The organism is Bradyrhizobium australafricanum, assembly GCF_020329495.1.
Lineage (GTDB): Bacteria > Pseudomonadota > Alphaproteobacteria > Rhizobiales > Xanthobacteraceae > Bradyrhizobium > Bradyrhizobium australafricanum.
Genome location: NZ_JAGKJL010000074.1, coordinates 1 through 25954, shown reverse-complemented (window position 1 = coordinate 25954; position 25954 = coordinate 1). Strand labels below are relative to the sequence as shown.

General features: G+C 61.5%; 36 protein-coding genes and 4 pseudogenes. 20 read left to right on the top strand and 20 right to left on the bottom strand.

Annotated elements, in window-relative coordinates; genetic code table 11:
* The first annotated feature begins 2 nt into the window (after positions 1-2).
* The 8 genes and pseudogenes from J6525_RS39435 (at position 3) to J6525_RS39395 (ending at position 7178) form a co-directional block, all read left to right on the top strand.
* Entirely contained in the window at positions 3-320 is a 318-nt protein-coding gene (locus tag J6525_RS39435; protein WP_057017199.1) for a hypothetical protein, read from the top strand.
* 347 nt (positions 321-667) lie between these two features.
* Positions 668-2095: a TAXI family TRAP transporter solute-binding subunit gene (locus tag J6525_RS39430; RefSeq protein WP_225648676.1), complete on the top strand. Its 1428-nt coding sequence runs from the start codon at positions 668-670 to the stop codon at positions 2093-2095.
* An 894-nt stretch (positions 2096-2989) separates the two neighbouring features.
* Entirely contained in the window at positions 2990-3190 is a 201-nt protein-coding gene (locus J6525_RS39425; protein WP_057017201.1) for a hypothetical protein, read from the top strand.
* A gap of 18 nt (positions 3191-3208) precedes the next feature.
* Positions 3209-3611 (top strand): annotated as a pseudogene (locus J6525_RS39420) (hypothetical protein).
* A gap of 269 nt (positions 3612-3880) precedes the next feature.
* Positions 3881-4243 carry a PRC-barrel domain-containing protein gene (locus tag J6525_RS39415; RefSeq protein WP_225648673.1) on the top strand — a complete coding sequence of 121 codons (363 nt, stop codon included), beginning with the start codon at positions 3881-3883 and terminating at the stop codon, positions 4241-4243.
* 79 nt (positions 4244-4322) lie between these two features.
* Entirely contained in the window at positions 4323-4709 is a 387-nt protein-coding gene (locus tag J6525_RS39410) for a response regulator (RefSeq protein ID WP_076826395.1), read from the top strand.
* Positions 4710-5371: 662 nt separating this feature from the next.
* Positions 5372-6322, top strand: coding sequence for a sensor histidine kinase (locus tag J6525_RS39400; RefSeq protein WP_225648672.1), 951 nt, complete (start codon positions 5372-5374; stop codon positions 6320-6322).
* A gap of 390 nt (positions 6323-6712) precedes the next feature.
* A pseudogene (locus J6525_RS39395) lies at positions 6713-7178 on the top strand (hypothetical protein).
* Between the two features lie 180 nt (positions 7179-7358).
* Here J6525_RS39395 and J6525_RS39390 read toward each other — a convergent pair.
* Complete coding sequence (locus tag J6525_RS39390) at positions 7359-7559, bottom strand: hypothetical protein (RefSeq protein WP_092088794.1); 201 nt, start codon at positions 7557-7559, stop codon at positions 7359-7361.
* Between J6525_RS39390 and J6525_RS39385 the strand changes: the two genes are divergently transcribed.
* On the top strand, positions 7547-7960 hold the full coding sequence (locus J6525_RS39385) for a hypothetical protein (protein ID WP_176937150.1): 414 nt from the start codon (positions 7547-7549) through the stop codon (positions 7958-7960). The genes J6525_RS39390 and J6525_RS39385 overlap by 13 nt on opposite strands.
* Positions 7961-8582: 622 nt before the next feature.
* Here J6525_RS39385 and J6525_RS39380 read toward each other — a convergent pair.
* From J6525_RS39380 to J6525_RS39360, 5 genes are all read right to left on the bottom strand, one after another.
* Positions 8583-8771 (bottom strand): hypothetical protein, encoded by a 189-nt coding sequence (locus tag J6525_RS39380; RefSeq protein WP_225648671.1) that lies wholly within the window; start codon positions 8769-8771, stop codon positions 8583-8585.
* Positions 8772-9033: 262 nt separating this feature from the next.
* Positions 9034-9189, bottom strand: a complete 156-nt coding sequence (locus tag J6525_RS47925) for a hypothetical protein (protein WP_225648684.1) — start codon at positions 9187-9189, stop codon at positions 9034-9036.
* Positions 9190-9294: 105 nt separating this feature from the next.
* The gene (locus tag J6525_RS39370; protein WP_225648670.1) at positions 9295-9486 is read right to left on the bottom strand and encodes a hypothetical protein; all 192 of its coding nucleotides are present in this window, start codon (positions 9484-9486) and stop codon (positions 9295-9297) included.
* Between the two features lie 23 nt (positions 9487-9509).
* A complete protein-coding gene (locus tag J6525_RS39365) occupies positions 9510-9851 on the bottom strand; it encodes a hypothetical protein (protein ID WP_225648668.1) in 342 nt (113 codons plus the stop codon).
* A gap of 938 nt (positions 9852-10789) precedes the next feature.
* Positions 10790-10933, bottom strand: coding sequence for a hypothetical protein (locus tag J6525_RS39360; protein WP_176937149.1), 144 nt, complete (start codon positions 10931-10933; stop codon positions 10790-10792).
* A gap of 323 nt (positions 10934-11256) precedes the next feature.
* Between J6525_RS39360 and J6525_RS39355 the strand changes: the two genes are divergently transcribed.
* Positions 11257-11604: a hypothetical protein gene (locus J6525_RS39355; protein ID WP_225648666.1), complete on the top strand. Its 348-nt coding sequence runs from the start codon at positions 11257-11259 to the stop codon at positions 11602-11604.
* Positions 11605-11796: 192 nt separating this feature from the next.
* On the opposite strand, the gene J6525_RS39350 is transcribed toward J6525_RS39355, so the two are convergent.
* The 3 genes from J6525_RS39350 to J6525_RS39340 all read right to left on the bottom strand — a co-directional run bounded on the left by J6525_RS39350 (position 11797) and on the right by J6525_RS39340 (position 14438).
* Positions 11797-12546 (bottom strand): SDR family oxidoreductase, encoded by a 750-nt coding sequence (locus J6525_RS39350; RefSeq protein WP_225648665.1) that lies wholly within the window; start codon positions 12544-12546, stop codon positions 11797-11799.
* A 91-nt stretch (positions 12547-12637) separates the two neighbouring features.
* Positions 12638-13606, bottom strand: coding sequence for an MBL fold metallo-hydrolase (locus J6525_RS39345; RefSeq protein WP_092088781.1), 969 nt, complete (start codon positions 13604-13606; stop codon positions 12638-12640).
* Between the two features lie 7 nt (positions 13607-13613).
* Complete coding sequence (locus J6525_RS39340) at positions 13614-14438, bottom strand: alpha/beta fold hydrolase (RefSeq protein WP_092088779.1); 825 nt, start codon at positions 14436-14438, stop codon at positions 13614-13616.
* A 124-nt stretch (positions 14439-14562) separates the two neighbouring features.
* On the opposite strand from J6525_RS39340, the gene J6525_RS39335 reads away from it, so the two are divergent.
* From J6525_RS39335 to J6525_RS39325, 3 genes are all read left to right on the top strand, one after another.
* Complete coding sequence (locus J6525_RS39335; RefSeq protein ID WP_092088777.1) at positions 14563-15462, top strand: LysR family transcriptional regulator; 900 nt, start codon at positions 14563-14565, stop codon at positions 15460-15462.
* A 102-nt stretch (positions 15463-15564) separates the two neighbouring features.
* Positions 15565-15789, top strand: coding sequence for a hypothetical protein (locus J6525_RS39330; protein WP_092088775.1), 225 nt, complete (start codon positions 15565-15567; stop codon positions 15787-15789).
* Positions 15790-15813: 24 nt separating this feature from the next.
* Positions 15814-16527: a cell envelope biogenesis protein TolA gene (locus tag J6525_RS39325; RefSeq protein ID WP_225648663.1), complete on the top strand. Its 714-nt coding sequence runs from the start codon at positions 15814-15816 to the stop codon at positions 16525-16527.
* Here the strand turns inward: J6525_RS39325 and J6525_RS39320 are convergent.
* Together J6525_RS39320 and J6525_RS39315 are read right to left on the bottom strand one after the other, a co-directional pair.
* Entirely contained in the window at positions 16452-17039 is a 588-nt protein-coding gene (locus J6525_RS39320) for a TetR/AcrR family transcriptional regulator (RefSeq protein WP_092088823.1), read from the bottom strand. The two genes, J6525_RS39325 and J6525_RS39320, sit on opposite strands and share 76 nt — an antisense overlap.
* A 29-nt stretch (positions 17040-17068) precedes the next feature.
* On the bottom strand, positions 17069-18520 hold the full coding sequence (locus J6525_RS39315) for an amidase family protein (RefSeq protein ID WP_092088821.1): 1452 nt from the start codon (positions 18518-18520) through the stop codon (positions 17069-17071).
* Between the two features lie 367 nt (positions 18521-18887).
* On the opposite strand from J6525_RS39315, the gene J6525_RS39310 reads away from it, so the two are divergent.
* From J6525_RS39310 to J6525_RS39300, 3 genes are all read left to right on the top strand, one after another.
* On the top strand, positions 18888-19340 hold the full coding sequence (locus J6525_RS39310; RefSeq protein ID WP_092088773.1) for an Hsp20 family protein: 453 nt from the start codon (positions 18888-18890) through the stop codon (positions 19338-19340).
* 91 nt (positions 19341-19431) lie between these two features.
* Entirely contained in the window at positions 19432-19752 is a 321-nt protein-coding gene (locus tag J6525_RS39305; protein ID WP_092088819.1) for a hypothetical protein, read from the top strand.
* Positions 19753-19779: 27 nt separating this feature from the next.
* A complete protein-coding gene (locus tag J6525_RS39300; protein ID WP_176937141.1) occupies positions 19780-19926 on the top strand; it encodes a hypothetical protein in 147 nt (48 codons plus the stop codon).
* A 27-nt stretch (positions 19927-19953) separates the two neighbouring features.
* On the opposite strand, the pseudogene J6525_RS39295 reads toward J6525_RS39300, so the two are convergent.
* From J6525_RS39295 to J6525_RS39275, 5 genes and pseudogenes are all read right to left on the bottom strand, one after another.
* Positions 19954-20100, bottom strand: a pseudogene (locus J6525_RS39295) (PLP-dependent aminotransferase family protein); the annotation flags it as partial.
* 91 nt (positions 20101-20191) lie between these two features.
* Positions 20192-20522, bottom strand: a pseudogene (locus J6525_RS39290) (WGR domain-containing protein).
* 550 nt (positions 20523-21072) lie between these two features.
* A complete protein-coding gene (locus J6525_RS39285; protein WP_225648661.1) occupies positions 21073-21552 on the bottom strand; it encodes an ATP-dependent DNA ligase in 480 nt (159 codons plus the stop codon).
* Positions 21498-22445 carry a non-homologous end joining protein Ku gene (gene ku, locus J6525_RS39280; RefSeq protein WP_225648660.1) on the bottom strand — a complete coding sequence of 316 codons (948 nt, stop codon included), beginning with the start codon at positions 22443-22445 and terminating at the stop codon, positions 21498-21500. Before ku ends, J6525_RS39285 begins: the two co-directional genes overlap by 55 nt.
* A gap of 66 nt (positions 22446-22511) precedes the next feature.
* Complete coding sequence (locus J6525_RS39275) at positions 22512-22787, bottom strand: hypothetical protein (RefSeq protein WP_225648658.1); 276 nt, start codon at positions 22785-22787, stop codon at positions 22512-22514.
* A gap of 163 nt (positions 22788-22950) precedes the next feature.
* On the opposite strand from J6525_RS39275, the gene J6525_RS39270 reads away from it, so the two are divergent.
* On the top strand, positions 22951-23163 hold the full coding sequence (locus tag J6525_RS39270; protein WP_092088765.1) for a DUF3606 domain-containing protein: 213 nt from the start codon (positions 22951-22953) through the stop codon (positions 23161-23163).
* A 192-nt stretch (positions 23164-23355) separates the two neighbouring features.
* Entirely contained in the window at positions 23356-23484 is a 129-nt protein-coding gene (locus J6525_RS47690) for a DUF6894 family protein (RefSeq protein ID WP_376708625.1), read from the top strand.
* A 123-nt stretch (positions 23485-23607) separates the two neighbouring features.
* Here J6525_RS47690 and J6525_RS47350 read toward each other — a convergent pair whose 3' ends face one another.
* The 3 genes from J6525_RS47350 to J6525_RS39255 form a co-directional block, all read right to left on the bottom strand.
* Entirely contained in the window at positions 23608-23967 is a 360-nt protein-coding gene (locus J6525_RS47350; protein WP_312010040.1) for a hypothetical protein, read from the bottom strand.
* A 185-nt stretch (positions 23968-24152) separates the two neighbouring features.
* Positions 24153-24332, bottom strand: coding sequence for a hypothetical protein (locus tag J6525_RS39260; protein ID WP_092088815.1), 180 nt, complete (start codon positions 24330-24332; stop codon positions 24153-24155).
* Between the two features lie 8 nt (positions 24333-24340).
* Positions 24341-24571, bottom strand: coding sequence for a hypothetical protein (locus tag J6525_RS39255; protein WP_143029731.1), 231 nt, complete (start codon positions 24569-24571; stop codon positions 24341-24343).
* A 361-nt stretch (positions 24572-24932) separates the two neighbouring features.
* Here J6525_RS39255 and J6525_RS39250 point away from each other — a divergent pair, with 361 nt between their 5' ends.
* Both J6525_RS39250 and J6525_RS47685 read left to right on the top strand, forming a co-directional pair.
* Positions 24933-25139 carry a hypothetical protein gene (locus J6525_RS39250; protein ID WP_092088761.1) on the top strand — a complete coding sequence of 69 codons (207 nt, stop codon included), beginning with the start codon at positions 24933-24935 and terminating at the stop codon, positions 25137-25139.
* 14 nt (positions 25140-25153) lie between these two features.
* Complete coding sequence (locus J6525_RS47685; protein ID WP_092088759.1) at positions 25154-25378, top strand: Lar family restriction alleviation protein; 225 nt, start codon at positions 25154-25156, stop codon at positions 25376-25378.
* A 339-nt stretch (positions 25379-25717) separates the two neighbouring features.
* Here J6525_RS47685 and J6525_RS39240 read toward each other — a convergent pair.
* On the bottom strand, positions 25718-25954 hold a 237-nt coding region (locus J6525_RS39240), incomplete at its 5' end, for an ATP-binding protein (RefSeq protein ID WP_225648657.1).

The following is a 25954-nucleotide window of genomic DNA, read 5'->3' as shown; positions in this document are numbered from 1 at the left end:
CCATGAAGAACATCGCGCTTGGAGCTCTCGCCGCGACCTTGATGGCGTCGTCTGCGAGTGCGGCACCTCTTGCACCTGCAGCCATCGCGTCGACTGAGGCTGCGGGCATCGAGCAAGTCCGTCTTGTCTGTAACGAGTATGGCCGCTGCTACCGGACCCGCGGTCCCCGCTATGTCCAACGCTACTACGGCGGAGACGACGGCTACGTGGTCCGCCGCAGCTACGGCTATTACAATGGTCCAGGCTACTACGATCGCGGCTACGGCTACTACGGCGGTGGCCCAAGCATCGGTTTCAGCTTCGGCACCCGGAGCTGGTGAACTAGAAATGGGGCCGCTCTCTGAGCGGCCCTTTCGCCGTCGATTACGTTTTCGCGGTGATGAGATGTCTGCTATTGCGAAGCTCCTGGGACAGAAAGAGCAATTACCGGCGCGGCTCGAAGCCGGTCTCGGCCCGAACGAGCGAGCCGAAATCCAGGCGCTCGCTCCTCGCCAAAATCGAGACTGCGCTGAAGTTGCTCGGCACCCAGGATTCCGCCGCTGCAGGCGAAGAAAGACGGCGCGTGTCGTGGTTTGCCTAGTTGTTCATCACTCGCTCTTCCACCAAGCGCTCGCGGCAGATATCCTAGGAAGCAGGACGCGCTTTGATCTCTGGCTGGCAGCGGCACATGTCCTCGCCAAGCGATACAGATAAAACCAATGACGCTGCCCGCCGACGGCGGAGAAGGAGCAATTCATTGCTGCTTGTCCTGGCCGTTGGATTTCTAGTCTTTGGCGCCGCAGCGGGCGCACTGTATTATGCGCTGCGGCCGGAAGTTCTCCGGATCGCAGTTGGACCTCCCGGAAGCGATGATCACAAAGTAGTTGAGGCGATGGCCGATGCCTTCTCCAGCGAAAGCAGAACTGTCAAGCTGTCCCCGATCAAAGCCGACGGGGCGGTCGAATCCCTCGCGTTGCTTCGTGCTGGAAAGGCCGACCTTGCGGTCGGTCGCGGCGACCTGGATATGCCCGCCGACGCGCAGACCGTCGCCACGCTGCGTAAGAACTTCGTTGTGCTGTGGGCGCCTTCCGGACTTGCGGGCAAGGCCTCCAAAAGAAAGCACGCGCCGAAAATCAAGGAGATCGCCGATCTCGCAGGGCATCGTGTCGGCGTAATCGGGCGGACCCCGGCGAATGCTGCTTTCCTGCGGGTTATCCTTAGCGCCTCCGGCGTGCAGGCGGACAAGGTCGCGATTATGCACTTTGGAACGGACCACATCGAGGAGCTGGCACGCGACCCGACCCTCGATGCATTCATGGCGGTCGGTCCCCTCGATAGCAAAATCACCTCCGACGCCATCGCTGCAACGACCCGCGTGCGAGGCGCGCCGAAGTTTCTCGCGATCGAGACATCGGAAGCCATCGCCCTGAAGCACCCGCGGTTTGAATCCGAGGAAATTCCGCCCGGCGTCTTCAATGCCGATCCGGCTTGGCCTGATGACAAGGTTGAGACGGTCAGCGTCAGCCATCTGATCGTGGCGCGAAAGACATTGTCTGAAGCGACGGTGGCGGCCTTTTTCCGGCAATTATTCGCTGTCCGTCAGGCGATTGCCAGACAAGTGCCGGGGGCTGCACACATTACCAAGCCTGACACCGAGAAAGATGCCGAGCTGCCCGTGCACCGGGGAGCGGCGGCCGTCATCGAAGGTAACGAACGCAGCTTTCTTGACAGATACGGCGACTACTTCTGGTTCGCTCTCCTGCTCCTCTCCGCGATCGGTTCGGCCGGCGCCTGGTTGCGTCGCTATTTGAATCGGGACGAAAGGGAGGAAAACACCAGCCATCGCAACAGGCTCCTGGCCATGGTTTCCAGCGCGCGGACCGCGGAAACCAACCAGGAACTGCTAGCCCTGCAGCGCGAGGTTGACGCAATCATCGCGGAAACGCTCGAAAGTTACGATGATGCCGCCATCGAAGAAGAAGAGCTGGCAGCCTTTGGCCTGGTGCTTGAACTGTTGAACCATGCCATCGTCGAAAGGCGAGCTGCGTTGCAACGAGGTCCCCTTGAACCGGTTCGAGGCGCGGCAGTGGGTCACAGCCTTCCGCCTCGGGGATAAGGTCTCGTATGAGAAAACTGCACCTTGGGAAAATGATTCTGCGGCTGCCTTCATTCGATACCTTGAAAAGTGGACAGTACGCGAACTCGGGCGTGTGCACGTCACCAGCGGATTAGTGGGCCAGCGCGTCCGGACGAAGCTGGAACTGGACCACCAGGGGGCTCGATAGCGTGGCGTCCGTCGCTCCCGGATGTGGCGCGTCGATAGCCTCGATATGAAACGATGTGCGGTTGCCGGAAGCCACCCGAACAGCCTTTCCAGCCCGCTGCGGGATCATCGATCCGCCCATCGATCTGCTTGTCAAAGAACCCATCGGATAGGGCACGCGCCACGGCGCAGCTCGAGATCGGCGCGAACGATATCGGCCGTATCGTCAAAAGTGCGAATGGGCCCGAGGGCGGTGTGTGGGTCATCGCCGAAACCAAAGATCTCGGCACGTGATTACGGAGCATCGTATCCGTCGTCGTTGGCGTATGGTCCGTCTTAGTACCCGGCGCCATAGTACCCTGGACCGTAGTCATAGTAGCCCGGACCCGGTTCCCAGGCATACGCCGAGGAAGCAAGCTCTCCGATGACCGCGCCGGCGATCACGCCTCCGGTCGCCCCACCATTGCAAACTTCCTCATCGGATCATTCCTTTCTCGTTTCTTTCCCGGCTCGACAACGGGAAAACCAGGCATTGGTTGCTGGTTGTCCGCAATGCCTCGGCGCCGGGGCCCGCGCAACAGCTTGACCGAAGGCAGGTTCAATCCGCACTGCGGTGCGGCCACTTTCTGAGCTTGCCGAGCCGGATCTCGAGTGTAGACTTTGCTGGATATTGGGGCGCTAAACACTTTTGAATTTGGCGCCCATGTGATTGTGATTGCGTTACAATCTTTTTCCTTTGGGGGCCTCATGTTCGATCCGGCAATGACCGCGCTTCTGCGTATCGTCCTCGACGAGGTCTGCGAAGACGTGTCGCGCTATGAGACCGGCGCACGCACCCACGTAGCTTTAAGTATTTTGGAAGCCGCGACGAATGGCGACACCTCGCCCGAGCGGCTGAGGCAGGTCGGCCGCGAGGCTCTTCACGGCGCGCCGACGATGTGGCGATAGCGGGCGGGAGCGGGTGGCGTGAACTTCCAGGTCGCGGTTCTGAAGATCCTGGTGAGCTATCCCGACGGATTCGCCGTCATGCCGGACCTCAAGCGCGACCTGGCGGTCCTTGCGACGAGCGGACGGGACTGGGGCGAGCGGACGAAGCGCTTGGCCGCACGCATGCCGGATCTCGACATCTTCTCGTAAGGACTGGTGGAGCGTGAACGGCGGTTGGCGCATCACAGAGAAAGGCCGCGCGGTGCTGGAGCTCATGGAAGCCCGGCCTTCCGACGTAGAGCTGCGAAGCGAGGCACCCCGGGCCGAGTCTTCGCCTGCAGCGCCCAGACCTCCGCTTCCTGGCTTAATCCGGGAGGGCTGGACCCAACGGCGTCAGCGGCGTCGACCCGTCCGGGAGCGGGCGCGGGCGAAGGCTTTCTGACTCCGCCACGGGCCGCCGTACTGCCGGCGCTTCGGGGAATTCGAAGACTTTCATCACCGTGCTGCGCACCGGCCCACAATCGCAAGGTGGGAGCGGCGCGCCGTGCGTCGTTCCGCTGTGGCAGGAATCCTAGACCCGGGGGTAGGCGTTGCGGTCGCGTCCCGGCCGAATGCTGCCAGAGGGCGAGAACGACGGCACCGAGGCTTCAGCCAAGGAACGGAGCCATGGTCGTCCGGTTGACTTCTGAAGACAAACTTCAGGAGGTCAACATGGCCATGGAAGATCGCGAGACGTTCAGCTTGATCGGAAGTGACAAGGTCGAGGGCACCAACGTGTACGGGGCCGACGGCGAAAAGGCCGGCTACATCGAACGCGTCATGATCGACAAGATCAGCGGCAAGGTATCCTACGCGGTGCTGAGCTTCGGCGGTCTGCTCGGCGTCGGTGATGATCACTATCCGCTGCCGTGGCAGGCACTGAAATACGACACCAACCTTGGCGGCTACGTCACCGGCATCACCCACGACCAGCTCCGCGGCGCTCCCAAATATGCCGATGAGAGCAGTTGGAACTGGAGTGACCCCGCGACCACGCGGGCGGTGAATGCCTATTACGGTGTGCCGGTGGCTTGAGGCGGCACTCGGGGCCACGACCCTGCCGTTACGCGAGACCCACCCGCCTTTCCGCCTTGGTCCCGATGGAGACTTAAAAGTGAGTGCTGCAATTCGCGTTCTGGTCGTGGACGATGAAGCTCTGATCTGCAGCTTCATCGAGGACGCCTTGTGCGACGGCGGTTTCGAGGCTTGCTCGGTCCATTCGGGGGAGGTGGCCCTATCCACCTTTCGCGATGGGCGAGAGGGGTGTCGGGCGTTGCTGACGGACGTCAACCTGGGTAGCGGCATCAGCGGATGGGAGCTGGCGCGGCAGATCAGGGAAATCACGCCTGGCTTTCCTGTCATCTACATGACGAGCGCCAGCGCGCCAGACTGGAAATCGCAGAGTGTCGATGGCAGCGTCCTAATCGAGAAGCCCTTTACGCCCGCGCAATTGGCTGCGGCCGTCTCGCAGCTACTCGATACCGGCCTCTCGCCGGGTTGAACCGGGATCATTGTGAGCTTCCGATCCTTCGATCGAGCCCGCAGATGGTGGCTATGCCGTGAGGGCACTGGCGATCGGGGCCCAACCTCGCCAAGAAGCCGCGCAAGGCATCAAGCGGGCAGAAGGAAATGATGCCGATCAAGGCAAGAAGGCCGCGAATGAGGCCCCAGTGAAAAGCTCAGGCCGCAGGGGAAGTCTGCCTGTGTCACGGGCCCCATGGAACGAACGGGCTTACCGCGCGTCGAATCACTTCCCCCCGGCGCACTCCCCCTAAGGCTTCGCCGGGAGAAAGCCTGCCCATCAGGGTTGGCGGTCCTGATGCACATTATTGGGCGAGGACCCTCGGAGGCAATGAGCAATGAGCAATCGCATATCGGAGCGGAGAATGCCGACCCCGACCGAAGGAGAAGCTCGAAAGGTCTTTAGTGACGCGGATGCCAAAGTGGCGGTGTCGAGTATGAACGCGCCCAGCAGGCGTTCCATGCGAACCGGGAGTGCCTGAAGGCGGAACGATTGGCCCGCGAGGCGGCAGCGAGACATCTAAGGCCTGAACAGCCAGAAAGTCTGAAGATCCGCAAGGTCCGATTCGGCTTGCGATGATGCAGCGACGGTGGGAACACTGTGCATGAGCAACTGAACGGCAAGCCCGCGGTTGGGATCCAATGAACAGGCTTTACCCCCTGGTTCTGGAGCACCGGCTTCCAAGCCCGGTCCGGTACGGCATCTCCGCCTGCATCATGGTGGTGTGCGCCGTGCTGCAGACGGCGCTGCAGACTCAGACCGGGGCGCCTGGATATTTCCTGCTATTGCCCGGCGTTTTTCTCTCGGGCCTGATCTTCGATCGCGGCTCTGGAATATTCGCGGCCTTCATCGCTATCGGCGTGGGCGCCTACCTCAGCTACGCAGGTGGCTTCGGCATCGATTTCCTCGCGACGAATGCACTGTTCGCGATCACCGCCGCCGGGACAGCCATCGTCGCCGAATTTCAGCGCGCGGAACTCCGACGCGTCATGCAGGCGGACAAGACCAAGACCTTGCTGCTGCAGGAGATGGCGCACCGGACGAAAAACAATCTCGCAATCCTTGGCGGCATGATCCGGCTGGAGGCAAGGCACGGCGGGCCGGAGGTCGCGGCTGCGCTGGAAGCCACCGCCCGCAGGGTGCAGGTGATGGCGGAGGTCTACGACCATCTTGCGCTCAAGGAGGACTCGCGCTCGGTCAACATGCGCTACTTCCTAAATGACGTGGTTGAGAAGGTCTTCCAGTCCTTGGCTCCATCTGGGCCGGTTGCCTTCCAGGTGGTCTGCGAGGACATTCTCCTGCCGAACAACCACGCGCTTGCGATCGGCATGATCACGAACGAATTGGTCACGAACTCGCTGAAGTATGCTTTTCCTGGCGAGAGGCCAGGAAACGTCGTTGTTTCTTTGTCGAAAGGAGACGGCATCGAGCTGTCGGCGTCCGATAATGGCATTGGCCTGCGGGAGGGAGCAGAGCCGGGCGGACTGGGCTCCCGCATCGTGCACCTGCTCACTCAGCAGCTCGAGGGCGAAATCACATACGAACGGCTGGACCCGGGTCTGCGCGTCCAGGTGCGGGCGCATCCGCGTTAGCATTCCTTATCGCTAGGGACAGGTCCATCTGAACGGGAGTTGGCATTGCGTCAGGGCCGCCGACGCACCAAGTCCTTCTTGAACCTGCCGTTCGGGCAACGGAGGAAGACCTAATGTCGACAGTCGCAAAGCAGCTTACTCGAAAGCAGGCTCCTGCAGCGACTCGAAAATGATCCTGGACCGAACGAGCGCAAGGAAATGGAGGCGCTGCTCGCCCAGCTCGAGACAGCGCTGACGCTACTTAATTCCGATGATGTCGAGGACGGCGAGTAGCTTCGGCAGCGTTTTTAATCAGGCTTTCTTGGAGCCTACTTGGCCTTGCCGCTTTCTCCTTGCGAGTGAAGACGTGCGGCAGGCTCTCACTAAGTTTCGCGAACCGGAGGAGCTTCGATGAAAGCGACGGCGCTCGCCATCGTCTTTTCAATCGCTGCCTCGGCTGCCTCGATGGTCTCGGCGCAACCTATAAGGTGGACGACTTATACCATTCCGCAGACCGGCACCTCGGTCGACTTCCCTTCCTCGATCTTTACGGAAGAAGCGGGCTTGCCAGATGGATACGCGCAACGGTTCCGATCGCTGACGCGCCGACCTGACGATCCAGGCCGCTGCCAACGTCGGGAATGATTCACCCGGTGCTTTCCTCGCGAAAAAGCATCCGCCCGCCCGCATTCAGTACAAGCGAGTGACACCGCGGGTATTCGCAGTGTCCAGCTACAAGGGCGACAAGATCTGGTATAACCGCTGCAACTTCTCCGGCCGGTTTGTGCATTGCGTGCTGATCAATTACCCGACGAGCGAAGAGCGCGACTGGCACGACATCGTTACGCGCATCAGCCTCTCCCTGCGTGGAAGCTAGGCATTTCTGAGTTTTCGCGAGCCATTGGACTCCCGTGCGTGTGCCACGATGCACTCGCAACTCGATGTCACCGTTAGATGGCGCGGATCTCGACAGAATTCAGTACCCCGTCAAAGTAATAACGAGCAGACTGAAGCATCGATACTCCCTTCGGCCAGATTGGTGATTTTGTAAGGCCTGTTATCTCATAGACTCGGGCCCGCCGCCCCAATCAGCGTCGGGCTCCTTGTGCCGCGCCACGGCTTCATTGACCTTCTGACGTTCAAGCCGATCCTCGGGTGAGAGTTCAGAGACGGAGAGCCAGGTTTCGACCGGGATCGCCAGCTCGCTTTTCAGCGGCTTCCGAGCCCATTCCCACCATTGGTCAAATGCGTCCTTCATCGCATCAACTCGAACAGTTCGAGGACATCTGCCAGCCGCAGCTTGGCACCCTTCGGCATGTGCTGGAGGAGCAAGTGTCTGGTGTCTGCGGCAATCTCGTCCCGCTTGAGCGGGTCGTACTCAGCGCGGAACGCCTGCATCTTGGCCGCGTGCCGGGCGATCTCGGGCGGGATTTCGAGCGGCTTCCGGGTATCATGAGCCGGGTTTGCGACTCGCCAGCCGCTCCGCTAGAATCTCAGCTTGTTCTTTTGTCAGCTTCTCGGCAAATGCCCCGTTTTTTCTGTCTGGGCTGGTCCTTTGAGTTCGCTATCGTAGACCATTCAGCCATTGCCACCTTTCCGAACGAGGAACCGACCTCGCATCGGGCGTCCGATAAATTCCATTGCAACCACCACCTGTGAAATTAACCCGCTGATTAGGGTCGCAGATCGCGGCCGGCAGTCATTTCACTAAATGAGGTTGGGGCTCTCAGGCCGCCAGGCGAATTGAAACGGCCCCAACCTGGGGACCGCCAACCCGAACGATACGGGTTTTCTTCCAGCGGTCGAGGGGGCGCCTGGACCGGCTGGGGGCCTTCAGCCGACCCGTTGCCAAGCCGATCGTTCCTATCATCTGATCGAGGACCATAGACCACCGGAGGTGCGAGCATGAAATTGGACAGACGGCTAAGACCGAATCTGCGATGTCATCGGCGTTCCATCATGAAAAGGGTTGCCTCGGGCGAGGACGTCGGAGTCCAGGCCACGTCGTTGTTGCGTCTGTGCCTCGGATCGATGGGAATGACCCCAGCTTACGCTACCAAGGTCAGCTGGGCGCCGAACGAAGAACTGGACGATTTAGACTAACAATTTGTTGCGCTGACGCATCAGGGGCCGGGGATCCTCACTCGCTGCAGGAAATCCTTTGACGGATCACTGATGGCCCGTTTTGCTGCGGCCCATTATGTTTGACGCAGCGATTGCACTACTTGTTCTTGTAAGTGTCGGCATACTCATCGCTCACGCGATTGATGCATTTAGGTGGTCATGACTGTCGATTAGCCGTCTCAAGCGACACGCCAAGGATAAACGCCTTCGCAATAACTGCGCTCTTGGTGCGCTTTAGCTTCTTCGCGATCTTCGCTGCACCTTGCTTCTGCTTTGCCATCGCCTTTAGGTCGCGAACGTTTTCTGTCGTCCATTTGCGGCGGATTGTTTTTCCATTCTTAGCCAAGTCGGCGCTCCTTCAACTGAGGGGCGCCGTTTAGCATATAGCGCGATGAGCGCAAGCAGCCATCACGCATCTCTCTTTTACTTGAAAGCAAACGTTGATTGATCCCAGCAATCTACCGCCCGAACTAACCGAACCGCCGCACAATGCGCCTGGCTGGTTCGCGTTTCGACCAGCAAAGATCTGGTGCAAAATTGACGGCAAGTGGTTGTCGATCGCTGACGCGCAAAACTTGATTGACGATAGGAAATCTCATTGACCGCACTTACCTGTCACCACGTTCAGCGCGAGCATCGCCACGATCCTGACGGCGACCGGCGCTCTCGTCGAGCGCGAAGCCGGCGAAGGTGAGCGTTTCGCGTTGGACGCAGGTTTTCTTGACCCAGTCGCGGCCGCGCGTTCCAGTCGGATAAACAAGCATTGCCGGCTCCGAATAACTGGGCTGTTCGTACACGATCGAGCGTAGGCCTGAATATTTTTCTCGGAGCAAGGGCTTAGATGACCGGCCTCGCGGCTCGGCACGGATCTAATGGGTCGTGGGCGCGGATATAGTCCCAATGACGCGCATGTCTTCTTTCCGCACGGTCACGCAGCGTCCTGTCTCGGCAGCGATCTTTCGGGCGGCTCGCATCGCGGAATCTTCGTCCGTCAGTTCGAGCAGAATGATGCTGCCTGTTCCTGAAAATGCATCAGGATTTAAAAGTTCGATGATGAACAACGGTCCCCTCTGGACGATCATTTTCACCTTGCATTTGCAGCGGCCTTGACGCATCGCAATTGCGCAGGATCATCCGATCTCGCGCGAATCCGGTTCGTCAGCGCCTGCGCTATGAACTCGGCTTGTTGCTTGGTCAGCTTCTCGGCAAAGGGGCCATCTTTTTCTATCTGTGCCGGCCCTTTGAGTTCGCTGTCGTAGACCATCCAGCCAATGCTTCCTTGCCGAACGAGGAATCGGCCTCGCATCGGGCGTCCAATAAATTCCATTGCAACCATCCACCAATGAAGCGCCAACTCGTCGATTAGGTCGCAGGATGCAGTGCTCGGCATTGAACTATGTGAATCGTTGCGATCAACTTTGGACAAGGACCGCTCGCTTTCCGCAGCGAACTGAAACGGCCCCACCAGGGGGCCGCCAACCCGAGAGATACGGGTTTTCTTCCAGGCAGTCGGGGGGCACCTTGGCTGACCAGAAGCGCCAATTAGACGCTCTTGTCCTCTCGACGGTTCCTTGCCTACTGCGCATATTTTGGGAGAAAGTGGCAGTCGCACAGGGGCGTGCTAGCAATAGCTCCGTCGGGTCGCGCCCCGGCAATATCGGACGACTAGGCCTCAGCAACGGCGTTTGGCGCTGGGGCCTTTTTGCGGTTACCTAACGGGGCCATCGAATTGCTAGGAAGTCGCCGTCTCGCCAGACGAGCTAACCCGTTTCGGGAAGTACGAAACTTCGGCTAGCTGAGGCTCTTTTCGTTCAAGAGGTAAAAAGCATGCAGGTGCCGGAACTTTCGTTGCCAGCATGATCCAGTGAACCTGCCGCCAACAACACAGGCCGGAATCAGGTAACGGCTCCAGCACCGGCCTCCCGGGCCCCAGAGATGCTGGGGCGGTTCTCACGATTAAGGGGTAATCCAAGGTGCCGTCGGCGTTTGCCGCTTCTCCCGGTAATATGCATTGCGCTCTCGGACATGAGCGCGCGTGCGGACGGCTCTGGCGCGCACGCTAGCCCCGCAAAGCGCCGGAGCCGTCTCACGGCCGCGACGGGTGCTGTCCTACATGAGATGGATCACCGGCTCATAGCGGTCCAGATGCGCTGGACCGAGGCTGGGGTCAATAACCGGCTCGCGGTGATCGCCAACAGAGCCAGACGGGCCGAGCGCCCTCAGCCAAGCGCAGGCCATAGCGCCCTCGCTGAGGGCATTTTCTTGGGCCAAGAAAAAAGTCCGGCGCGAGCAAGGGCGGCTTTCCCTTGGCGGATGCGAAAATGAAAGAGGCCGCCAACTGAGGCGGCCGTAGCCCAAATTGGGTCATTCTGCCATTTGGTCGCTCCAGATGCGTTCGCCGCATTTGCATTCCATGAGCCGCACGGTTTTCCCGCCGACAGGATCGAGGAAGGCACGGACGAGTTCGGGGATGTCAGAGCATCTGGGGCACTGCTGCTGCCAGTTCATGGCTTTGTGTCCTCCAAGGGTGCTGGGGCCGTTTCTTTAGGACACAAGGTGCCTACGCACTTCTCCGGCGGCCATATTGAGCGCCGGGATGTGCTCGGCGGCAAGCTGTCGTTGAATAAGACTAACAGCCTGGTCCGTCGGGCACGGGTCTCAATCCGTGCACAAAATCGCGCGATGAGACCGGCACACGCACCCACGTAGCTTCAAGTATTTTGGAAGCCGCGACGAATGGCGATACCTCGCCCGAGCGGCTGAAGCAGGTCGGCCGCGAGGCTCTTCACGGCGCGCCGACGATGTGGCGATAGCGGGCGGGAGCGGGTGGCGTGAACTTCCAGGTCGCGGTTCTGAAGATCCTGGTGAGCTATCCCGACGGATTCGCCGTCATGCCGGACCTCAAGCGCGACCTGGCGGTCCTTGCGACGAGCGGACGGGACTGGGGCGAGCGGACGAAGCGCTTGGCCGCACGCATGCCGGATCTCGACATCTTCTCGCAAGGACTGGTGGAGCGCCTGAACGGCGGTTGGCGCATCACAGAGAAGGGCCGCGCGGGGCTGGAGCTCATGGAAGCCGCCCGGCCTTCCGACGTAGAGCTGCGAAGCGAGGCACCCCGGGCCGAGTCTTCGCCTGCAGCGCCCAGACCTCCGCTTCCTGGCTCAACCCGCGAGGGCTAGACCCAACGGCGTCTGCGGCGTCGACTCGCCCGGGAGCAGGCGCGGGCCAAGGCGAAGGAGGCGGCTGCGAAGAAGCCCGCGGCCCGGCCGCATCGGAAGTCCGCCTGACGCCGGAGTAGGAGAGCCGCATTGCGAGCGGTACGCCCTGGTGACGTTTATTGCATCGGACAGCTTGGAACCTGCTTGAAGAGGTCAGACCTGTGCGAAGCCACCGTCAACGAACAGTTCGGCGCCATTCACGAAGGAGCTCTTGTCGGATGCCAGGAATAGAACTGCCTCGGCGATCTCGCTCGGCAGCCCTACCCTTCCAACCGGTGCTACATCGCTGTGACCTTTCAAGAAGCCAGCCATCTGGTCTTCGGTCATGCCGAAACCGTCGTAGGCCGGCGTCGGCACCGTACCTGGGCTCACGACGTTTACGCGAATTTTCCTATCTCTCAGATCGACGCTCCAGCCGCGTGCAAACGACCTGATCGCGGCCTTGCTCGCTGCGTACACGCTGAACGCCGGAATTCCCTTTATGGCCGCGATCGAAGCGTTCAGCACGATCACAGATCCCTCGCCCATGAGGGGCAGGGCCTTCTGTACGGTGAACAGGGTTCCACGCACGTTAACGCCAAAAGTCTTGTCGAAGTGGGCCTCGGTTATCGTCCCTAAAGGGGCGAATTCGCCTAGGCCAGCATTCGCGAAGAGAATATCCAAGCGGCCCTTGACCTCCTTGATCTCCTTGAAGAGGCCATCAACATCGCCGAGGTTAGCAATATCGCCCCTAATGCCCTTGGCGTTCGATCCGATCGCTGCGACAGCTTTCTCGAGTTCTGCCTGTCGCCTTCCTGTAATGAAGACAAACGCACCTTCCTTCGCGAACAGCTTGGCAGTTTCTAACCCGATGCCGCTGCTACCTCCGGTTATCAGTGCGATCTTCCCTGACAATCGATCCATGTGTTTCCCTCAAAGCGGTCGACTTCCCGCTGTCCAACCTCGCGACGCGAACGTCGCGCTGGAGAGCACGTGCACCATCGACATCGATCGGTCACACGCCTTCGTAGACCAGTCGGGTGAAGAAGGCGGGGTCGATGACGAAGTTGCCGAACTTGGCGTCGAAGGCGGCGGTCGGTTTGGCCGCGACCGTCTCGTCGCGCGAGCGCCCCTGCTTCTTGAGTGCGGCTACGTTGTCGCGGATGCCCGCCAGCATGTCGCGGAATTCGCGGAGCTCGGCCCTCGTGCCGAGCGCCTTGCCGTGGCCGGCGATGATGATGGTCTCCTCATTGGTCGCCGCGAGATTGGCATCGGAGGCTGCGATCATCCCGTCGATGCTGCCGCCGGTCGAATAGTCGATGAACGGATAGATGCCGTTCCAGAACGTATCGCCTAGATGCGCGACATTCGCTTCGGGAAACCTCACGGAGATGTCGCTGTCGGTATGCGCCGGACCGTAGTGTTTGAGGGCGATCGTCGAGCCATTGAGCTTGAGGCTGCGCTCGTCGGCGAACGTTTCGGTCGGAAGTGCAGCCGGCGGCAGCGCGAGGAAATTGTAGTCCCATTCCTCCACGCGCTGCACCTGGGACAGGTATTTGCGCGTGTTGTCCTGGGCGATGATCTTCGCGCCGGCCGCGTTGAGCCAGGCGTTGCCGTCGGTATGGTCGAAATGCCAATGGGTGTTGATCAGGTGCGTGATCGGCTCGGCGCCGAGTTCGGCAAGGGCCTTCGTCATTTGCGGGCGGGAGACCGCGATGCCGGCGTCGATCAGCACCTTGCCATCGGGACCCGTCAGCACGGCTACGGTCCCGCCGGAGCCTTCCAGCGCACAGATGTTGCCGCGCAGCTTGTGCGTGACGATCGTCGCCGAGGCGGCGCTGTCCTTGATCAGGCTGACGATGCCGCGCGCCTCGGCGAAGGCTTGGCGCGGCGTCAGCCAGGCTCCCGCGGCCGCGGAGGCCGCGCCTCCGATGCAGCACAGACAGAAGCCGCGCCGCGATATGGAATGTTGTCTCGAGATCATGGTGGCCTCAGCTCTCGATGAACCCGAGAAGATCGGCGTTGATGGTCTCGGCCTGCGTTGTCGGCATGCCGTGAGGGAAGCCCTCGTACGTCTTGAGCGTGCCGTTCTTCAGAAGCTTGGCGGACAGCGGTCCGGCATCGGCGTAAGGAACGATCTGATCGTCCTCGCTGTGCATCACCAGTACCGGGATGGTGATCTTCCGCAGGTCGGCGGTGAAATTGGTCTGCGAGAATGCAACGATGCCGTCGTAGTGGGCCTTGGCGCCGCCCATCATGCCCTGGCGCCACCAGTTCTGGATGATCGCCTCCGAGGGCTTCGCGCCCGGTCGGTTGTAGTTGTAGAAAGGTCCCGCCGCCACGGCGCGGTAAAACTCGGAGCGGTTCGTGGCGAGCTGCGCCTGGAAGTCGTCGAACACTTCCTTCGGAAGGCCGCCCGGATTGGCGTCGGTCCTCACCATCAGCGGCGGCACTGCGCTGATGATGGCTGCCTTGGCGACGCGGTTCTCGCCGTGACGCGCGAGGTAGCGCACCACTTCGCCGCCGCCCGTCGAATGACCGACATGGATCGCGTTCTGCAGTTCGAGCTGACCCGTGACCGCCGCGAGGTCGTCCGCGTAGTGGTCCATGTCGTGACCATCGCCGACCTGGGAGGAGCGGCCATGGCCGCGCCTGTCGTGGGCGATGACGCGATAGCCCTTACCGAGGAAGAAGAGCAGTTGCGCGTCCCAGTCGTCGGCCGATAGCGGCCAGCCGTGACTGAAGACGATCGGCTGTCCCTTGCCCCAATCTTTGTAGAAGATCTCGACGCCATCTTTGGTCGTGACGGTGCTCATCGTTGAACTCCCGTTTTCTGCGGCCGATCGGACCGGACTTCTTGACGGGTACCGCGTTGCAGCGCGGTCGCGCAGCCCCTAAGATCGAGAAGGAACTTCTCAAAGTTCGGAAAGGTGAGCTTCCGTGGACCGCCTGGAGGCGATGTCGGTGATCATCGCGGTGACCGAGACGGGCAGCATCTCGGCCGCTTCGCGTCGCCTTAAAACTCCGGTGGCGACGGTCAGCCGCAAAGTCGCCGAGCTGGAAGCCCGGCTGAATGCCCAATTGTTTCGACGCACATCCCGGCGGATGACGCTGACCGATGCCGGACGGTCTTATATCGACGTCTGCAAGCGTATAATCGAGCAGGTCGACGACGCCGAGCGGGAGGTATCTGGGGAGTACCGAATTCCTAAGGGGGGCTTGGCCGTGACGGCGCCGTGGGGTCTCGGCCATACGCATCTGGTGCCGTTGGCCATCGAGTTCCTCCAGGCCTACCCTGAGATCTCGCTGCGGCTGATGTTGACCGATCGCATAGTGAATACGACCGAGGAGGACATCGATATCGCGATCCGGGTCGGGGCGCTGCCCGACAGCGGCATGATCGCGACCCGGATCGGTTCGATCCGCATCGTCATTTGCGGAAGCCCTTCATACCTCGAGGCGCGGGGCCGTCCGCGGCAGCTCGCCGACCTGGCCGACCACGATTGCGTCACCATCGACGATCGCGTTGCGCCGTCTGTCTGGCGCTTCCTGCGAGGCAGTCGAGCCAAGATAGCCCCGATCAAGTCGCGGCTGTGCGTCAACACCTCGGAAGCAGCCGTGCTGGCCGCGATCGCTGGCGCCGGATTGACACGGGTGATGTCGTACAAGATGGACGCCGCAAAGCAGGCTGGAACGCTTGCCATCGTGCTCGACGACTTCGAACCTGAGCCGCTTCCCGTCCATATCGTCTATTCTCCGCGAAAGCCCGTTCCGATGAAGCTACGAGCATTCCTGAATTGGATGACGCCGCGCCTCAAGACGCGACTGGCGCTGGACTGACCTTCCGGCCGCAAGCTCAGCCGCCTGCGGCCTCTTTCGCGGGAACCGGGATGTCCTGGAGGCGGTTGGAGCAGGGCCGATATCTTCGGAGGAGTGACCCGCATGGACATGAAAGAAGCCTCGGCGATGACGGAAGCCTCCGGGCTGATCGACGAGCAGGATGGCAACGATAGGATTTCCCGAGCGCGCCGGCGACCTCTCCAGCAGCCTTCGCAGGACGTCGCGTTGCGCTGGGCCGAGCGGCTGCGAGAGGTGGCGGTGAAGGCACCGTTGCAGTCGCTGTTCGTTGCATTCCTGCTCGGCATCTGGGTCGCGCGCAGGCGGTAGGAGAGCCGCGAGCCGGCACGCTTGATGGCCAGGAAGCTCAAGACCTTTCAGACCTCGTTGGGCTTCTACGATCTCGCGATCGCAGCACCCTCGATGAAGGCGGCGCTCAAAGCGTGGGGCGCCGGCAGTAATCTCTTTCATCAGCGCGTCGCCAAGGAGTCGGACGATCCGGACGTGGTCGCCGCGACCATCTCCAAGCCTGGCGTGGTGCTGAAGCGACCGGCCGGATCGAACGGGCGCTTCGGCAAGCACTCGGACCTGCCGTCCTATCTCGGGTCCGGCGAGGACGGGGCTCGGCGGGAGAGGCGTCGGGTGAAGCCGGCGAAGCGACCCACTCCCAAGGCCGCTCCCAAGATCCGCGATCGGGACGCTCGGAGGGCTGCCGCCGATTTCGAGAAGGAGCAGAAGCGCCGCGAAGCCGAGCGCCGGCGCGAGGACGCCGCACGAGAAAAGGATCGCGAACGGCGCGAGAAGTCGACGGCGAAAGCGCAGGCCGCGCTGGACAGGGCCGAGCGTAAGTACGCGGAGACCGCCGCGGCCATCCAGGCCGAGGTCGAGGCTCTCGAGAAGCGTTCGCGGGCCGAGGACGACCGGTGGGAAAAGGAAAGAGAACGCTGCACGCCGCGCTGCGGCGCTGGCGCGAGTAGCCTGCCAAGGGGCGCTCAATCTTCGGAATATGGAGCTCGCGCGAGGTGCAGCGCGGCGTCAATGCCGCCTTCCAGGATCTGCTCCGCATAGGCAGCATCTGGCACCGCCCGTGCGAACTGAAGGGTTCCGACCATGAGCCCGAAGATGGCCGTCGCGCGGCGACGGCTCGTCTCGGCATCCGTAATCGGAAGCAGCGCGGCCAGCGCCGAGACGTAGCTCCGCAGTCCCTTCTCATAGGCCTTTCGAGTAGGCAGGGGTTGCCGGGCGATTTCCGGAAGCAACGCCGCCGAGGGGCACCCTTCCGCCGGATTTCCGAGGTGGACGCGCTTGAGGTAGCTCCGGATCAAAGCCTCAAGGTCCGCGCCGCGCTGTCGATCTCCGTCGAGACGATCCTGCTGGTCGGCGAGTGCGCTCGCCAGCGCTTCGCGGACGAGCGCCTCCTTGGACTCGAAATGGGGAGAGAACGCCCCTTTAGTCAGACCGGCCTCGCTCATGATCCCGCCGATTCCGGCGGCAGCGACGCCGTCTCGGCGAATGCACTTTGATGCTACATCGACGATATGCCGTCGCGTCGCCGCCTTGTGACCTTTCTCGAAACGCATTGGTTGTTCCCGTTTATCGGCCCTAAGCGCTAGTCTCTCCAAACGCCTTCGACTCGGCTCGCGAGATTCAAAAGCGCACGGTCGCCTCCTAAGGGAGCGTCCAGCTCAAGGCCGATCGGCAGCCCACCGCGAGACAAGCCAACAGGAAGGCTGATACCCGGCAGCCCCACGCTGCTCGCCGACACGGTGTGATTCGCCAAAGCGAGGTAGCTGACTTCCTGTCCCGCAATATGGACTGTCGCCTGCTCCTCGATCAAAGGTGCCGGGCACGGCGTCGTCGGCTGCAGGATCGCCTGCGCCCCTTGGGCGACGAACGCCTTGTCGATGCGGCGCCGGATTTCCGGGCGGCTCACGTTGAGCGCGGTCTGGTAGGCTTCTGCCGACGTAGCGCCCCCACCGCCCGGCAATACGATATGCCCCCATGCTTGGTGAAGCTGGGGCTTTAGACCCGAGTAGATCGCCTCGAAAGTGGTCGGAATGTCGTGCTGGCGCAGGAATTCCGAAATCGCGCCCATCGTCTCATGAGCGAAGATGCCCCATGTCGCGGTTTGGATGAGGGCATTGAAATCGTCGCCGAGATCGACCTCAACGACTTCGGCGCCGGCGTCCTGCAGCCGCCGAACCACCTCGCGGAAGCGGGCCTCGACTTCCACGTTCACCAGATCGAGAAACTGTCGCGGCGCGAAGGCCAGCCGGACTCCCTTCAGGTCGAAGCCGCCGTTGGAGAGCTCCGCGGCCTGTTCATCGGTCACGACCTGATCGACGAGAGCGCAGTCCTCGACGCTGCGCGCGAACACGCCCGTGGTATCGAGCGTATGGGAGATCGGCGCGACTCCGCCGCGCGGCCATCGGCCGGTCGTCGGCTTGAACCCCACCACGCCGCAGAACGATGCAGGCACCCGAATTGATCCGACAGTATCGCCCCCGAGGGATGCGGGTACGATGTTGGCGGCGACGGAGGTGGCGGAGCCGCTCGACGATCCACCCGACACGCGATCGCGGGCGTGCGGGTTCTTCACTTGGCCAAAGCGCGCGTTGTGGCCGGTCAAGCCATAGGACATCTCAACCAGGTTGTTCTTGCCGAAGACCAGGGCGCCCGCGTCCTTGATGGCGAGAACGGCGTCCGCGTCTTCGTGGGGCACGAAGTTCGCGAGCCCTTCCAGACCAAGACTTGTTGAAAGCCCTCTCGTTAGATAGCTGTCCTTTACTCCGATCGGCACGCCCAGAAGCGGGGCCGCCGACCCGGTGGCACGCGCCTTATCTGCTTCCCGCGCGGACGCGAGCAGGGTGGCCTCGTCGATGGTGATGAAGGCATTTAAGTCAGCAAGGGTCCTGGCGCGCTGCAAAAGTGCAGCGGTGTAGGCCTCCGACGTGATGTCGCCGTTGCGGACTGCGGCGGCAGCCGCTGCAAGCCCGAGCGAGGTCAGGTCGGCGGTTTCCCGGAGAGCGGGTCGGCGTAAAGCGGCGGTCGTGTGGTCCATGGAATCCTCCAAAAGAGCGGAGAGGGGGCATCTCGTCGCCCCAGAGCGATCGAAATTACGGGCATAATATTAAATTACGATCGTACTGCAATAGGTGCGCGGACACATGAGCGTGAGGGCCGGAAAAGGGAAGAGAACGACTGCAGGCCGCTCTGGGGGGACTGAATCAGGCAAGGCTGCATTAACCATCCCGATTCCTTGCGCAAAAAAATCGCGCCGGGGTCTTGAAACTTTTTCCGGGCTTCCAAATTTTTTCGACGTCGCCATCGCGGCGGCCGGGACGCCTTCGGGTCCCGCGACTTGAGTCGGGCGCCGGACGGTGTCCGGAGCCTGCTCGTACCCATCTTGCTCCAAGGAGGATTTGGATATGAGGTATGATTGGACTCCCCTCTGGAGGTCGACCATCGGGTTCGACCGCCTTTTCGACGTTCTCGATGAGGTCCAGCGGACCGCCGACGAGACCTATCCCCCCTACAACATCGAACGTCTCGACGAGAACCGCTTCCAGATCTCGGTCGCGCTCGCCGGCTTCATGCCGGAAGAGGTCGCGTTGACGGTCGAGCAGAACGTGCTCACGCTCGAAGGTCGCAAGAGCGAGAAGGAGGAGAGGACCTTCCTGCATCGCGGCATCTCGGCGCGCAACTTCAAGCGCCAGTTCACGCTCGCCGACCACGTCGAGGTCAAGGGCGCCCGCTTCGAGAACGGCCTGCTCGTCATCGACCTGCAGCGGGAGATCCCCGAGGCGATGAAGCCGCGCCGCATCGAGATCAACGGCGTCGCCCCGAGCAACGTGACCCAGATCGAAGCCAAGGCCGCCTGAACCGGACTAGACGGCCAGGATCGATCCGAGCCGCGCGGGAAATCCCGCGCGGCAATCCTTCAACTCGTCTTCGAAATGGATGGAGGCAGCCATGCGGCCGACGACTGCTCTTCACGACAATATAGTCGATCTAGATGCTCTGCTTCATCCCGGCATTGTGTTCGAACATCCCCGGGACGTGGTCTCCGATCCGACCCTCAGTCTTTCCGAGAAGCGCGCCGTCCTGGCGTCATGGGCTTCCGACGCTTCCGCGATCGCGTCGTGCCCCTCGCTGCGGGCACCCGACGGGCTGAAGGCGCCGGTCACCATCGACGAGATCCTGGAGGCGCTCTGCGCGCTGGATGAAGGACCGCGGAATCCCCCTGGCGGCAAGCCGATGCGGCTGCGGCCGCTCGAGCGGACCGCGGCCTAGGAGACGAACGAGTGACGAAGATGCTTGATGAGAAACTTGCCCGCATCCGTGCACCGCAACAACATCCACCGCTACCGCAGCCTGCTGGCGACACGGCTGTCGGTCATCCGGCGCCAGTTCATCGACCTGCGCCTGTCGGAGGAGAGCTCGGCGCTGGAGGCGTTGACGTCCTAGACGTTTCCCATCGCGCTCACCATGTCCCCGAGTCAACGCCTCGCGCCTTGCGACATAAGCGCGCTTCGTGCGGCGGAGATGGCGAATATAGTGACCCTCCCGCATGAATTCGGCGGTCGCGAGCTGCACTGCCGGCCCCGGAGCCGGCGCCAGACAGGCTGCAACTTCCGCGAAAGCTCAAGCCCGGTCTGGGTGATACGCTCGCACTTTCGATCGAAGTCAGCCCGATGACCGCCAGCAGTGGCCGTCAATTGGTGAGATCCTTTCAATCGAAGTCGGGGGCGGCGTCCGCAAACGGCGAGCGCAAACGCGATTCGCAGTCAACGGTAAAAGAAGGATCGCGTGCCGGCAGTCCCGTCGGACGGTAGCCACGCTTGCGCTTCTGGCAAAGCAGATTGAGAAACAACGCAACCGCTTCCCTTTCGGTCGTGAAAGTATGCGCCATTCTCTGTCCGCGCGATCCGATGCGACCCCAGCGACGCGTCAGGCAAATTTCGCCGAACAGCGTCAACTCGATCGACATGGCGTAGAACCCGGGCCATGTTCTTCGAGACGTCTTGCCGTTCAACGTAGGACCGATAGGGCTGGGCGATCATGACGACAGAATCGCGCATGGGCGAATCCACGTCCAATTCAACTTATGAATCGGTCCCTGTACATCGATTCATATTGTTGAAGGATGAAGGGTTGGCGAGGCGCCTACGGCGCGGTTCTCGCCCAGTGCCGAGTTGACACGCGTGCCACATGTCATCGAGAGAACACGGTAGAGCCGCGTTCTTTTGGACAAGGGATCCACACTACGGCGAAACATCGCCGTGCCGTGCCGTTTCGGCTAACCGGGCCGGACCTGGTGCGCCCGTCAAAGCAGCTAAGCCGGTGCGTCGTGAGGCGGCGCGAGCGGATGGGTGCCGATGTCTCACGGCGCGCCGCTTAAACCAGCAAGTTTTCAGTGCCGCCAGCCCCGCTTGTCGAACGTGGTCCGAAAATCCTTCGGCAGGCACGGCATCTCGCCTCCGTTCGCCTTGTTGCAGGCCGGGCAGGGTGCGCCGGCGCCCCCGCAGGTGCTGGCTCTCTCGCCCTGCCATGGCCGGTCCGGGTGGTTCTCGCAAACCCAGCGGGGGCCGTCGCAGATGGGGCAGTCGTCGCTCACGACAGGGCGTCCATGACCCGCTTGGAGACTAGGCCCTCGAGGCCCATCAGACAGGCCTGGCGATAGAGGTCCGGACCGATCTCGCCCTGCTCGAAGTCGGACAGGAAGATCCCGTCGATACGGCGAGCTAGGATACGGGCGAGGTTGGTTTTGCGCAGGTGCAGCGGCAGCTTGCGGAGGTCGTCGCCCTCGAGCGCGAGGATGTCGAAGGCATAGAGCTGCACCTCGTTGTCATGCCGGCGCGAGTGCAGGCCGTTGAAGTCGCTCCGGACATCGATGCCGAGCAGCATGGCTTCGCCATCGATCACAAACCGCTGACAACGGTTGCGAAGCGCCGCCTCGGCGATGAGCGGAAAACGGGTGCTCCAATCATGGCCTTTGCGGGTGAACAGCCGCACGCGGTTGCCATCGCGCTGGACGATCAGGCGGTAGCCATCGTGCTTGATCTCATGTAGCCAGGCGGTGCCGCTGGGCACAGCCTGGCCCGCGCTTGGGATACATGGCTGGAACAGCCGGACGGGCACGTCAGCCCGCTTTGCGGCGCGCCTTGGCCGGCGCCTTCTTCGCCCTGGTGGATTTTGGGCGCCGGCTTGCCGCCGCTCTGGATGCTCTGCTTCAAGGCGTCCATCAGGTTGAACACATTGCTCGGTGAGGGTTTTCGCGTCGCCGCGATCGGCTGGCCCTTGCGCTTCTGGTCGAGCAGTTCCTGCAACGCCTGCTCGTAGTGGTCTTCGAACTTGTCGGGCTCGAAATGGCCCGACTTCTGCTCGACGATATGCTTGGCGAGATCCAGCATATCCTTCGTGATCTTCACGTCTTGGATGTCCTCGAAATATTCGGCTGAATCGCGCACCTCATAGGGATAGCGCAGCAGCATGCCCATCAGTCCATTGTCGCGCGCCTCGAGCGAAATGACGTGCTCGCGGTTGGTCAGAACCACGCGGGCGAGAGCGACTTTATCGAGCGATCTGATGGTTTCGCGGATGACGGCATAGGCGTCGTGGCCGACCTTGCCATCGGGGACGATGTAGTAGGGCCGCACGAGATACAGATCGTCGATCTCGCTCCTGGGCACGAACTCGTCGATCTCGATGGTGCGCGTCGATTCCAGCGCGATGTTCTCGAGCTCGTCCTTGCTGATCTCGAGGTATCGGTCGGTGTCGACCTTGTAGCCCTTGATGATGTCGTCGGACGAAACCTCTTCGCCGGTGTCGGCGTCGACCTTCAGATATTTGATCCGGTGGCCGGTTTTCTTGTTGATCTGATTGAAACTGATCTTGTCGGATTCAGTGGTCGCCGGAAACAGCGCGATGGGGCACGTCACCAGGGATAACCGCAGAAAGCCCTTCCAATTGGCGCGCGGGGCCATACTCAAAACTCCACCTACACTGAATGGTATCAATATAGGACGCCGGCCAGCGAAGGGGAGTCTCGGCTAGCAGTCGGGACAGGTCTCGCCGATCCCGCGCAGGACTTCGTCGATCGCGGCCTGGCATTCTTCCGGCGTGGCGCCCGGAAAGGGCTGGTTCCACGCCGCTTCACGCGCCCGGTTCCGCGCATCCGGGTCGGCGCGATCGAGCACATGGCCGTGGTGTTCGCACTCTCGCACCGCATGATGTTCGATCAGCATGCCAAGCGCCCAGCCCTGGAGGCTGCGATAGGCGGGGCGGCTGGCCTGCAGCGGCAGGCGACGTTGGGCAGTGGTCTTCATGATTGGGTCTCGAATCAATCGACACCGCCAATTATAGCATCCGCGTCAACCGAGCCTTCGCCGAGGCAGCACTTATGCCCGCTATGCAGGTTAGGAACCGACGCGGGTGAATCGCTGTTCCCGATTTGCCGCACAGGAGCTGCGGCCTGATTTGGAGGCCTGAATGGCAAACAAAGCGAAGAAGCAGACCGCGCGCGGTCGCAAGCAGGACCGTGCGCGCGTCGCCGGCGGGCAGCATTTCGAGGTGCGCTATGAGGCGAAGAAGAGCGGCAAGTCGGCAGCGTCGGTAAAGAAGGCCGTCAAGAAGGTCGGCACCGGCCGCAAGCGTGTGGAGCGGCGCCTTGGCGCCGCGACCACGAAGAAACGGGCACGTTAGGAACGGTCCTTTTGTTGAGGACATTGGCAATTACCGTTCGCGGCAGAACGGCATTGGCCGAAAAGCCCTTGCCCGCGCCCGCTCAAGGGCAAATGCCTCGATACTTCTTTCACGTTCGACACGATACCATCAATCGCGATGATGAGGGCGAAGAGCTGCCGACGCCACGCTGCCTGGTAAGAGGCAACGGTCATGGCTGGACGGATGCTGCAGGACGTTGACGGGAAGCTCAAGCCAGGACGAGACTGGGAGATGGAAGTCACCGACGAGTTTTCGCAGCCGCTTTTCCGCTGGGTCATTTCCGCTCAACAGCCGCGATGACGAGCGCGGTCTTGGGACCGAACCAGCGACCGGCGCTGGATGTTTTCACAGGCGCCGGAGATCGCTACTCCCGGAGGGCTCGGGGGCAGAGACGCGGGAGCTAGCAAACTGAGTCTTGCGATTTTAGTTCGTTCCCTGGCTTTCCTCACCGGGCGATTGTAGGCCGGGCGACTGAATCCACTCGCTGATATGAGCGCCGGTCTCAGCTTGCCGCGCTCGTTTCAACAGTGCTTCTTTCTCGACACCTGCCGGCATCGCCTTGGCTCGGTCTCGCAGCTCTTTGGCGTGGCCTTCTAGCCGCTCTTCAAGCGTTTCGGTCTGTACGACGCGACGTCGGATCAGTCCCATGAGCTTTTCCTCCATCAGGAGCCGGAGGGGCAACGGATTGAGGCTGGGATAGTTGCGGCTTAGGCCGCTCAGCATTAAAGCATCCGGGAGCAACTTATTTATTTTTGATTCACGTAAGTTAATTGACTGGCTCACGCTTTGATTCGATGGTCCAAGCACTGGGCAGGCTGTTTCATCAAGGTCAATTTACAGCCCAGAGGGGCCGTCTATTACCCGCAGCGGCGGTTCGGCGTGAGAATGAGGAACGGCCTCAGCACCACTTCCAAGGGTGCTGGGGCCGTTTCTTTTCGCCGCGCAGAGGCCCGCCAATTGAGGCGTTCTTACTCGCTGTTGTCTCGGTGCGCCTTGATCTCTGCGCGGGCGCTGGCGCTGTCATGAATGGATTGCCGCAGTTCTGCCAGCTGCGCGTCGCGCTGATCGGTGAGTAATTTTCGTTGTATGCGCAGCGTGTGGCTATCTTCGATAGCAAGTTGAGAGCGCGCGAACAGTGGATCGATCATCGTCATCCTTACAACGGCGTCTCTGTTCCCGCCCTGTCATGGGATAAGCCCGATTTTCCATCGTTGGTTCCATATCTGCTTTCCTCTTGAGGAAAGGGCTCATGGGTTTTGCGGCCCACAAACGTATCCGGCACCGGCTCATTGAGGAGTTTGAGCGAGTGCTGGATCAACTCGCGTGCATAACCGGCGAGCTTTTCAAACCACATTTGCTCATGATGATAGTTGCGCTGTTCGGCCATAGCCGCGCTCCCTGTTGTGCAGGCGGGAGCGCTATCGGTCTCTCAGCCACCGACGCCTACGGGCAGAGCCTCGGTCGGTGATGAGGGTAAGCTACCTCAGGACGTAACGGTTCAACATTGAACTTAATGCTTGGGTCGAAACGGCAAATGCCGCGCGTTGGCCCTGCTCGGCAAAGTATCGCGGTCGGTTCTCTTAGGAACAGGTTTGCCGCACTCCAGTTATGAGTTCGGGTGAACGTGCCCCCGACGTCGCCCGGAGAGTCCACTCTAATCTCGCTGGGGCCCCTGTCGGCACTGTTGTGTGCAGTAATCAGGCAACTCGGCCCGGCGCTCGCCTCACCGCGCTGCTGCAAATGATTCGATGACCGACGTCACACATTTGATTCCAGGTCGCTTCTATTGGGTCCTTGTGCGCTCAAGCATGAAAAATCCCGAGTGGCAGCCGGCACGTTTCACCGGCGCTGCTTGCCGAGGCGACAGCGTGAAGTGGGACTTCATCGGCTTCAATAGCGACGTCGGTCATCATTTCGTCGAGGTCGTCGACCTCGGCCCAGAACTGCTGACCTAAACGCTCGTGTTAAGATGCCTAGGAAGCCTAGCGACAGCCCTGCTATCGATCCGCTGCGCGGTTTCCCCATTTCTGTACAACCGTTGCGGCCCTGTCCCTTCTGCGGCGGTTCGGAAGTTTGGATCCACAGCGACATCGACCCAAAATTTGTAGTCTGCAAGAAATGTTCAGCTTTCGGTCCCAATGCGCCGACCGTTAGGCAGGCGGCCGAGCGTTGGAACAAACGAACCACCCCCTAAAGCCGAGAGACCGCGGAAGCGGCGTTTCGGGACCTCTTGGTTAGAGTGGTTTCCTTGGCCCCAGCTTGTACCCTTCGCTGGGGCCTCTTTGTGCTCATCAGACAGGCCGTCCGAACCGAAATAGGAGTGGCCCCGACAACCTTGGGAGCCTGCGGAGGCCGATGTCGGGGCCACTTGCCAGTCCCGCGTCGGGATTTGGCCCCACAATGATTCTACAAGTTTCCGGACCTCGCAAGCAGGATTCCCCCGCTGTCTCTGCGGAGAGGTCTTTGCCTGGCTGTCAAACGCCATCCGGAACTGCCCCCTTTGCGTCATGAAGAACTGCCCCCACCCTCGGGTTCATGATGTTGGTTGAAGGTTGGCTCCGCCGCTGACGGGACGGAGGGAGGCGGAGCCGACCGGAGGGCCGTCAGCGGCGGGCGGCTTGATGAGGCCGCTCTTGCGCTTGGCGCGGAGCCGGTAGCTGTCGCCGCGGATGGTCAGCACGTGGCTGTGATGCAAGAGCCGGTCGAGGATCGCGGTGGCGACCACCGGGTCGGCGAACACGGTGCCCCATTCGGCAACGCTGCGGTTCGA

Coding starts and splice junctions, on each gene's coding strand:
- J6525_RS39435 (WP_057017199.1), top strand. CDS start 3: ATGAAGAACATCGCGCTTGGAGCTCTCGCCGCGACCTTGATGGCGTCG.
- J6525_RS39430 (WP_225648676.1), top strand. CDS start 668: ATGTCCTCGCCAAGCGATACAGATAAAACCAATGACGCTGCCCGCCGA.
- J6525_RS39425 (WP_057017201.1), top strand. CDS start 2,990: ATGTTCGATCCGGCAATGACCGCGCTTCTGCGTATCGTCCTCGACGAG.
- J6525_RS39415 (WP_225648673.1), top strand. CDS start 3,881: ATGGCCATGGAAGATCGCGAGACGTTCAGCTTGATCGGAAGTGACAAG.
- J6525_RS39400 (WP_225648672.1), top strand. CDS start 5,372: ATGAACAGGCTTTACCCCCTGGTTCTGGAGCACCGGCTTCCAAGCCCG.
- J6525_RS39385 (WP_176937150.1), top strand. CDS start 7,547: ATGCGTCCTTCATCGCATCAACTCGAACAGTTCGAGGACATCTGCCAG.
- J6525_RS39390 (WP_092088794.1), bottom strand. CDS start 7,559: ATGAAGGACGCATTTGACCAATGGTGGGAATGGGCTCGGAAGCCGCTG.
- J6525_RS47925 (WP_225648684.1), bottom strand. CDS start 9,189: ATGCTTGTTTATCCGACTGGAACGCGCGGCCGCGACTGGGTCAAGAAA.
- J6525_RS39360 (WP_176937149.1), bottom strand. CDS start 10,933: ATGAACTGGCAGCAGCAGTGCCCCAGATGCTCTGACATCCCCGAACTC.
- J6525_RS39350 (WP_225648665.1), bottom strand. CDS start 12,546: ATGGATCGATTGTCAGGGAAGATCGCACTGATAACCGGAGGTAGCAGC.
- J6525_RS39345 (WP_092088781.1), bottom strand. CDS start 13,606: ATGATCTCGAGACAACATTCCATATCGCGGCGCGGCTTCTGTCTGTGC.
- J6525_RS39340 (WP_092088779.1), bottom strand. CDS start 14,438: ATGAGCACCGTCACGACCAAAGATGGCGTCGAGATCTTCTACAAAGAT.
- J6525_RS39330 (WP_092088775.1), top strand. CDS start 15,565: ATGGACATGAAAGAAGCCTCGGCGATGACGGAAGCCTCCGGGCTGATC.
- J6525_RS39325 (WP_225648663.1), top strand. CDS start 15,814: ATGGCCAGGAAGCTCAAGACCTTTCAGACCTCGTTGGGCTTCTACGAT.
- J6525_RS39320 (WP_092088823.1), bottom strand. CDS start 17,039: ATGCGTTTCGAGAAAGGTCACAAGGCGGCGACGCGACGGCATATCGTC.
- J6525_RS39315 (WP_092088821.1), bottom strand. CDS start 18,520: ATGGACCACACGACCGCCGCTTTACGCCGACCCGCTCTCCGGGAAACC.
- J6525_RS39310 (WP_092088773.1), top strand. CDS start 18,888: ATGAGGTATGATTGGACTCCCCTCTGGAGGTCGACCATCGGGTTCGAC.
- J6525_RS39305 (WP_092088819.1), top strand. CDS start 19,432: ATGCGGCCGACGACTGCTCTTCACGACAATATAGTCGATCTAGATGCT.
- J6525_RS39300 (WP_176937141.1), top strand. CDS start 19,780: ATGAGAAACTTGCCCGCATCCGTGCACCGCAACAACATCCACCGCTAC.
- ku (WP_225648660.1), bottom strand. CDS start 22,445: ATGGCCCCGCGCGCCAATTGGAAGGGCTTTCTGCGGTTATCCCTGGTG.
- J6525_RS39275 (WP_225648658.1), bottom strand. CDS start 22,787: ATGAAGACCACTGCCCAACGTCGCCTGCCGCTGCAGGCCAGCCGCCCC.
- J6525_RS39270 (WP_092088765.1), top strand. CDS start 22,951: ATGGCAAACAAAGCGAAGAAGCAGACCGCGCGCGGTCGCAAGCAGGAC.
- J6525_RS47690 (WP_376708625.1), top strand. CDS start 23,356: ATGGCTGGACGGATGCTGCAGGACGTTGACGGGAAGCTCAAGCCAGGA.
- J6525_RS39260 (WP_092088815.1), bottom strand. CDS start 24,332: ATGATCGATCCACTGTTCGCGCGCTCTCAACTTGCTATCGAAGATAGC.
- J6525_RS39255 (WP_143029731.1), bottom strand. CDS start 24,571: ATGGCCGAACAGCGCAACTATCATCATGAGCAAATGTGGTTTGAAAAG.
- J6525_RS39250 (WP_092088761.1), top strand. CDS start 24,933: ATGACCGACGTCACACATTTGATTCCAGGTCGCTTCTATTGGGTCCTT.
- J6525_RS47685 (WP_092088759.1), top strand. CDS start 25,154: ATGCCTAGGAAGCCTAGCGACAGCCCTGCTATCGATCCGCTGCGCGGT.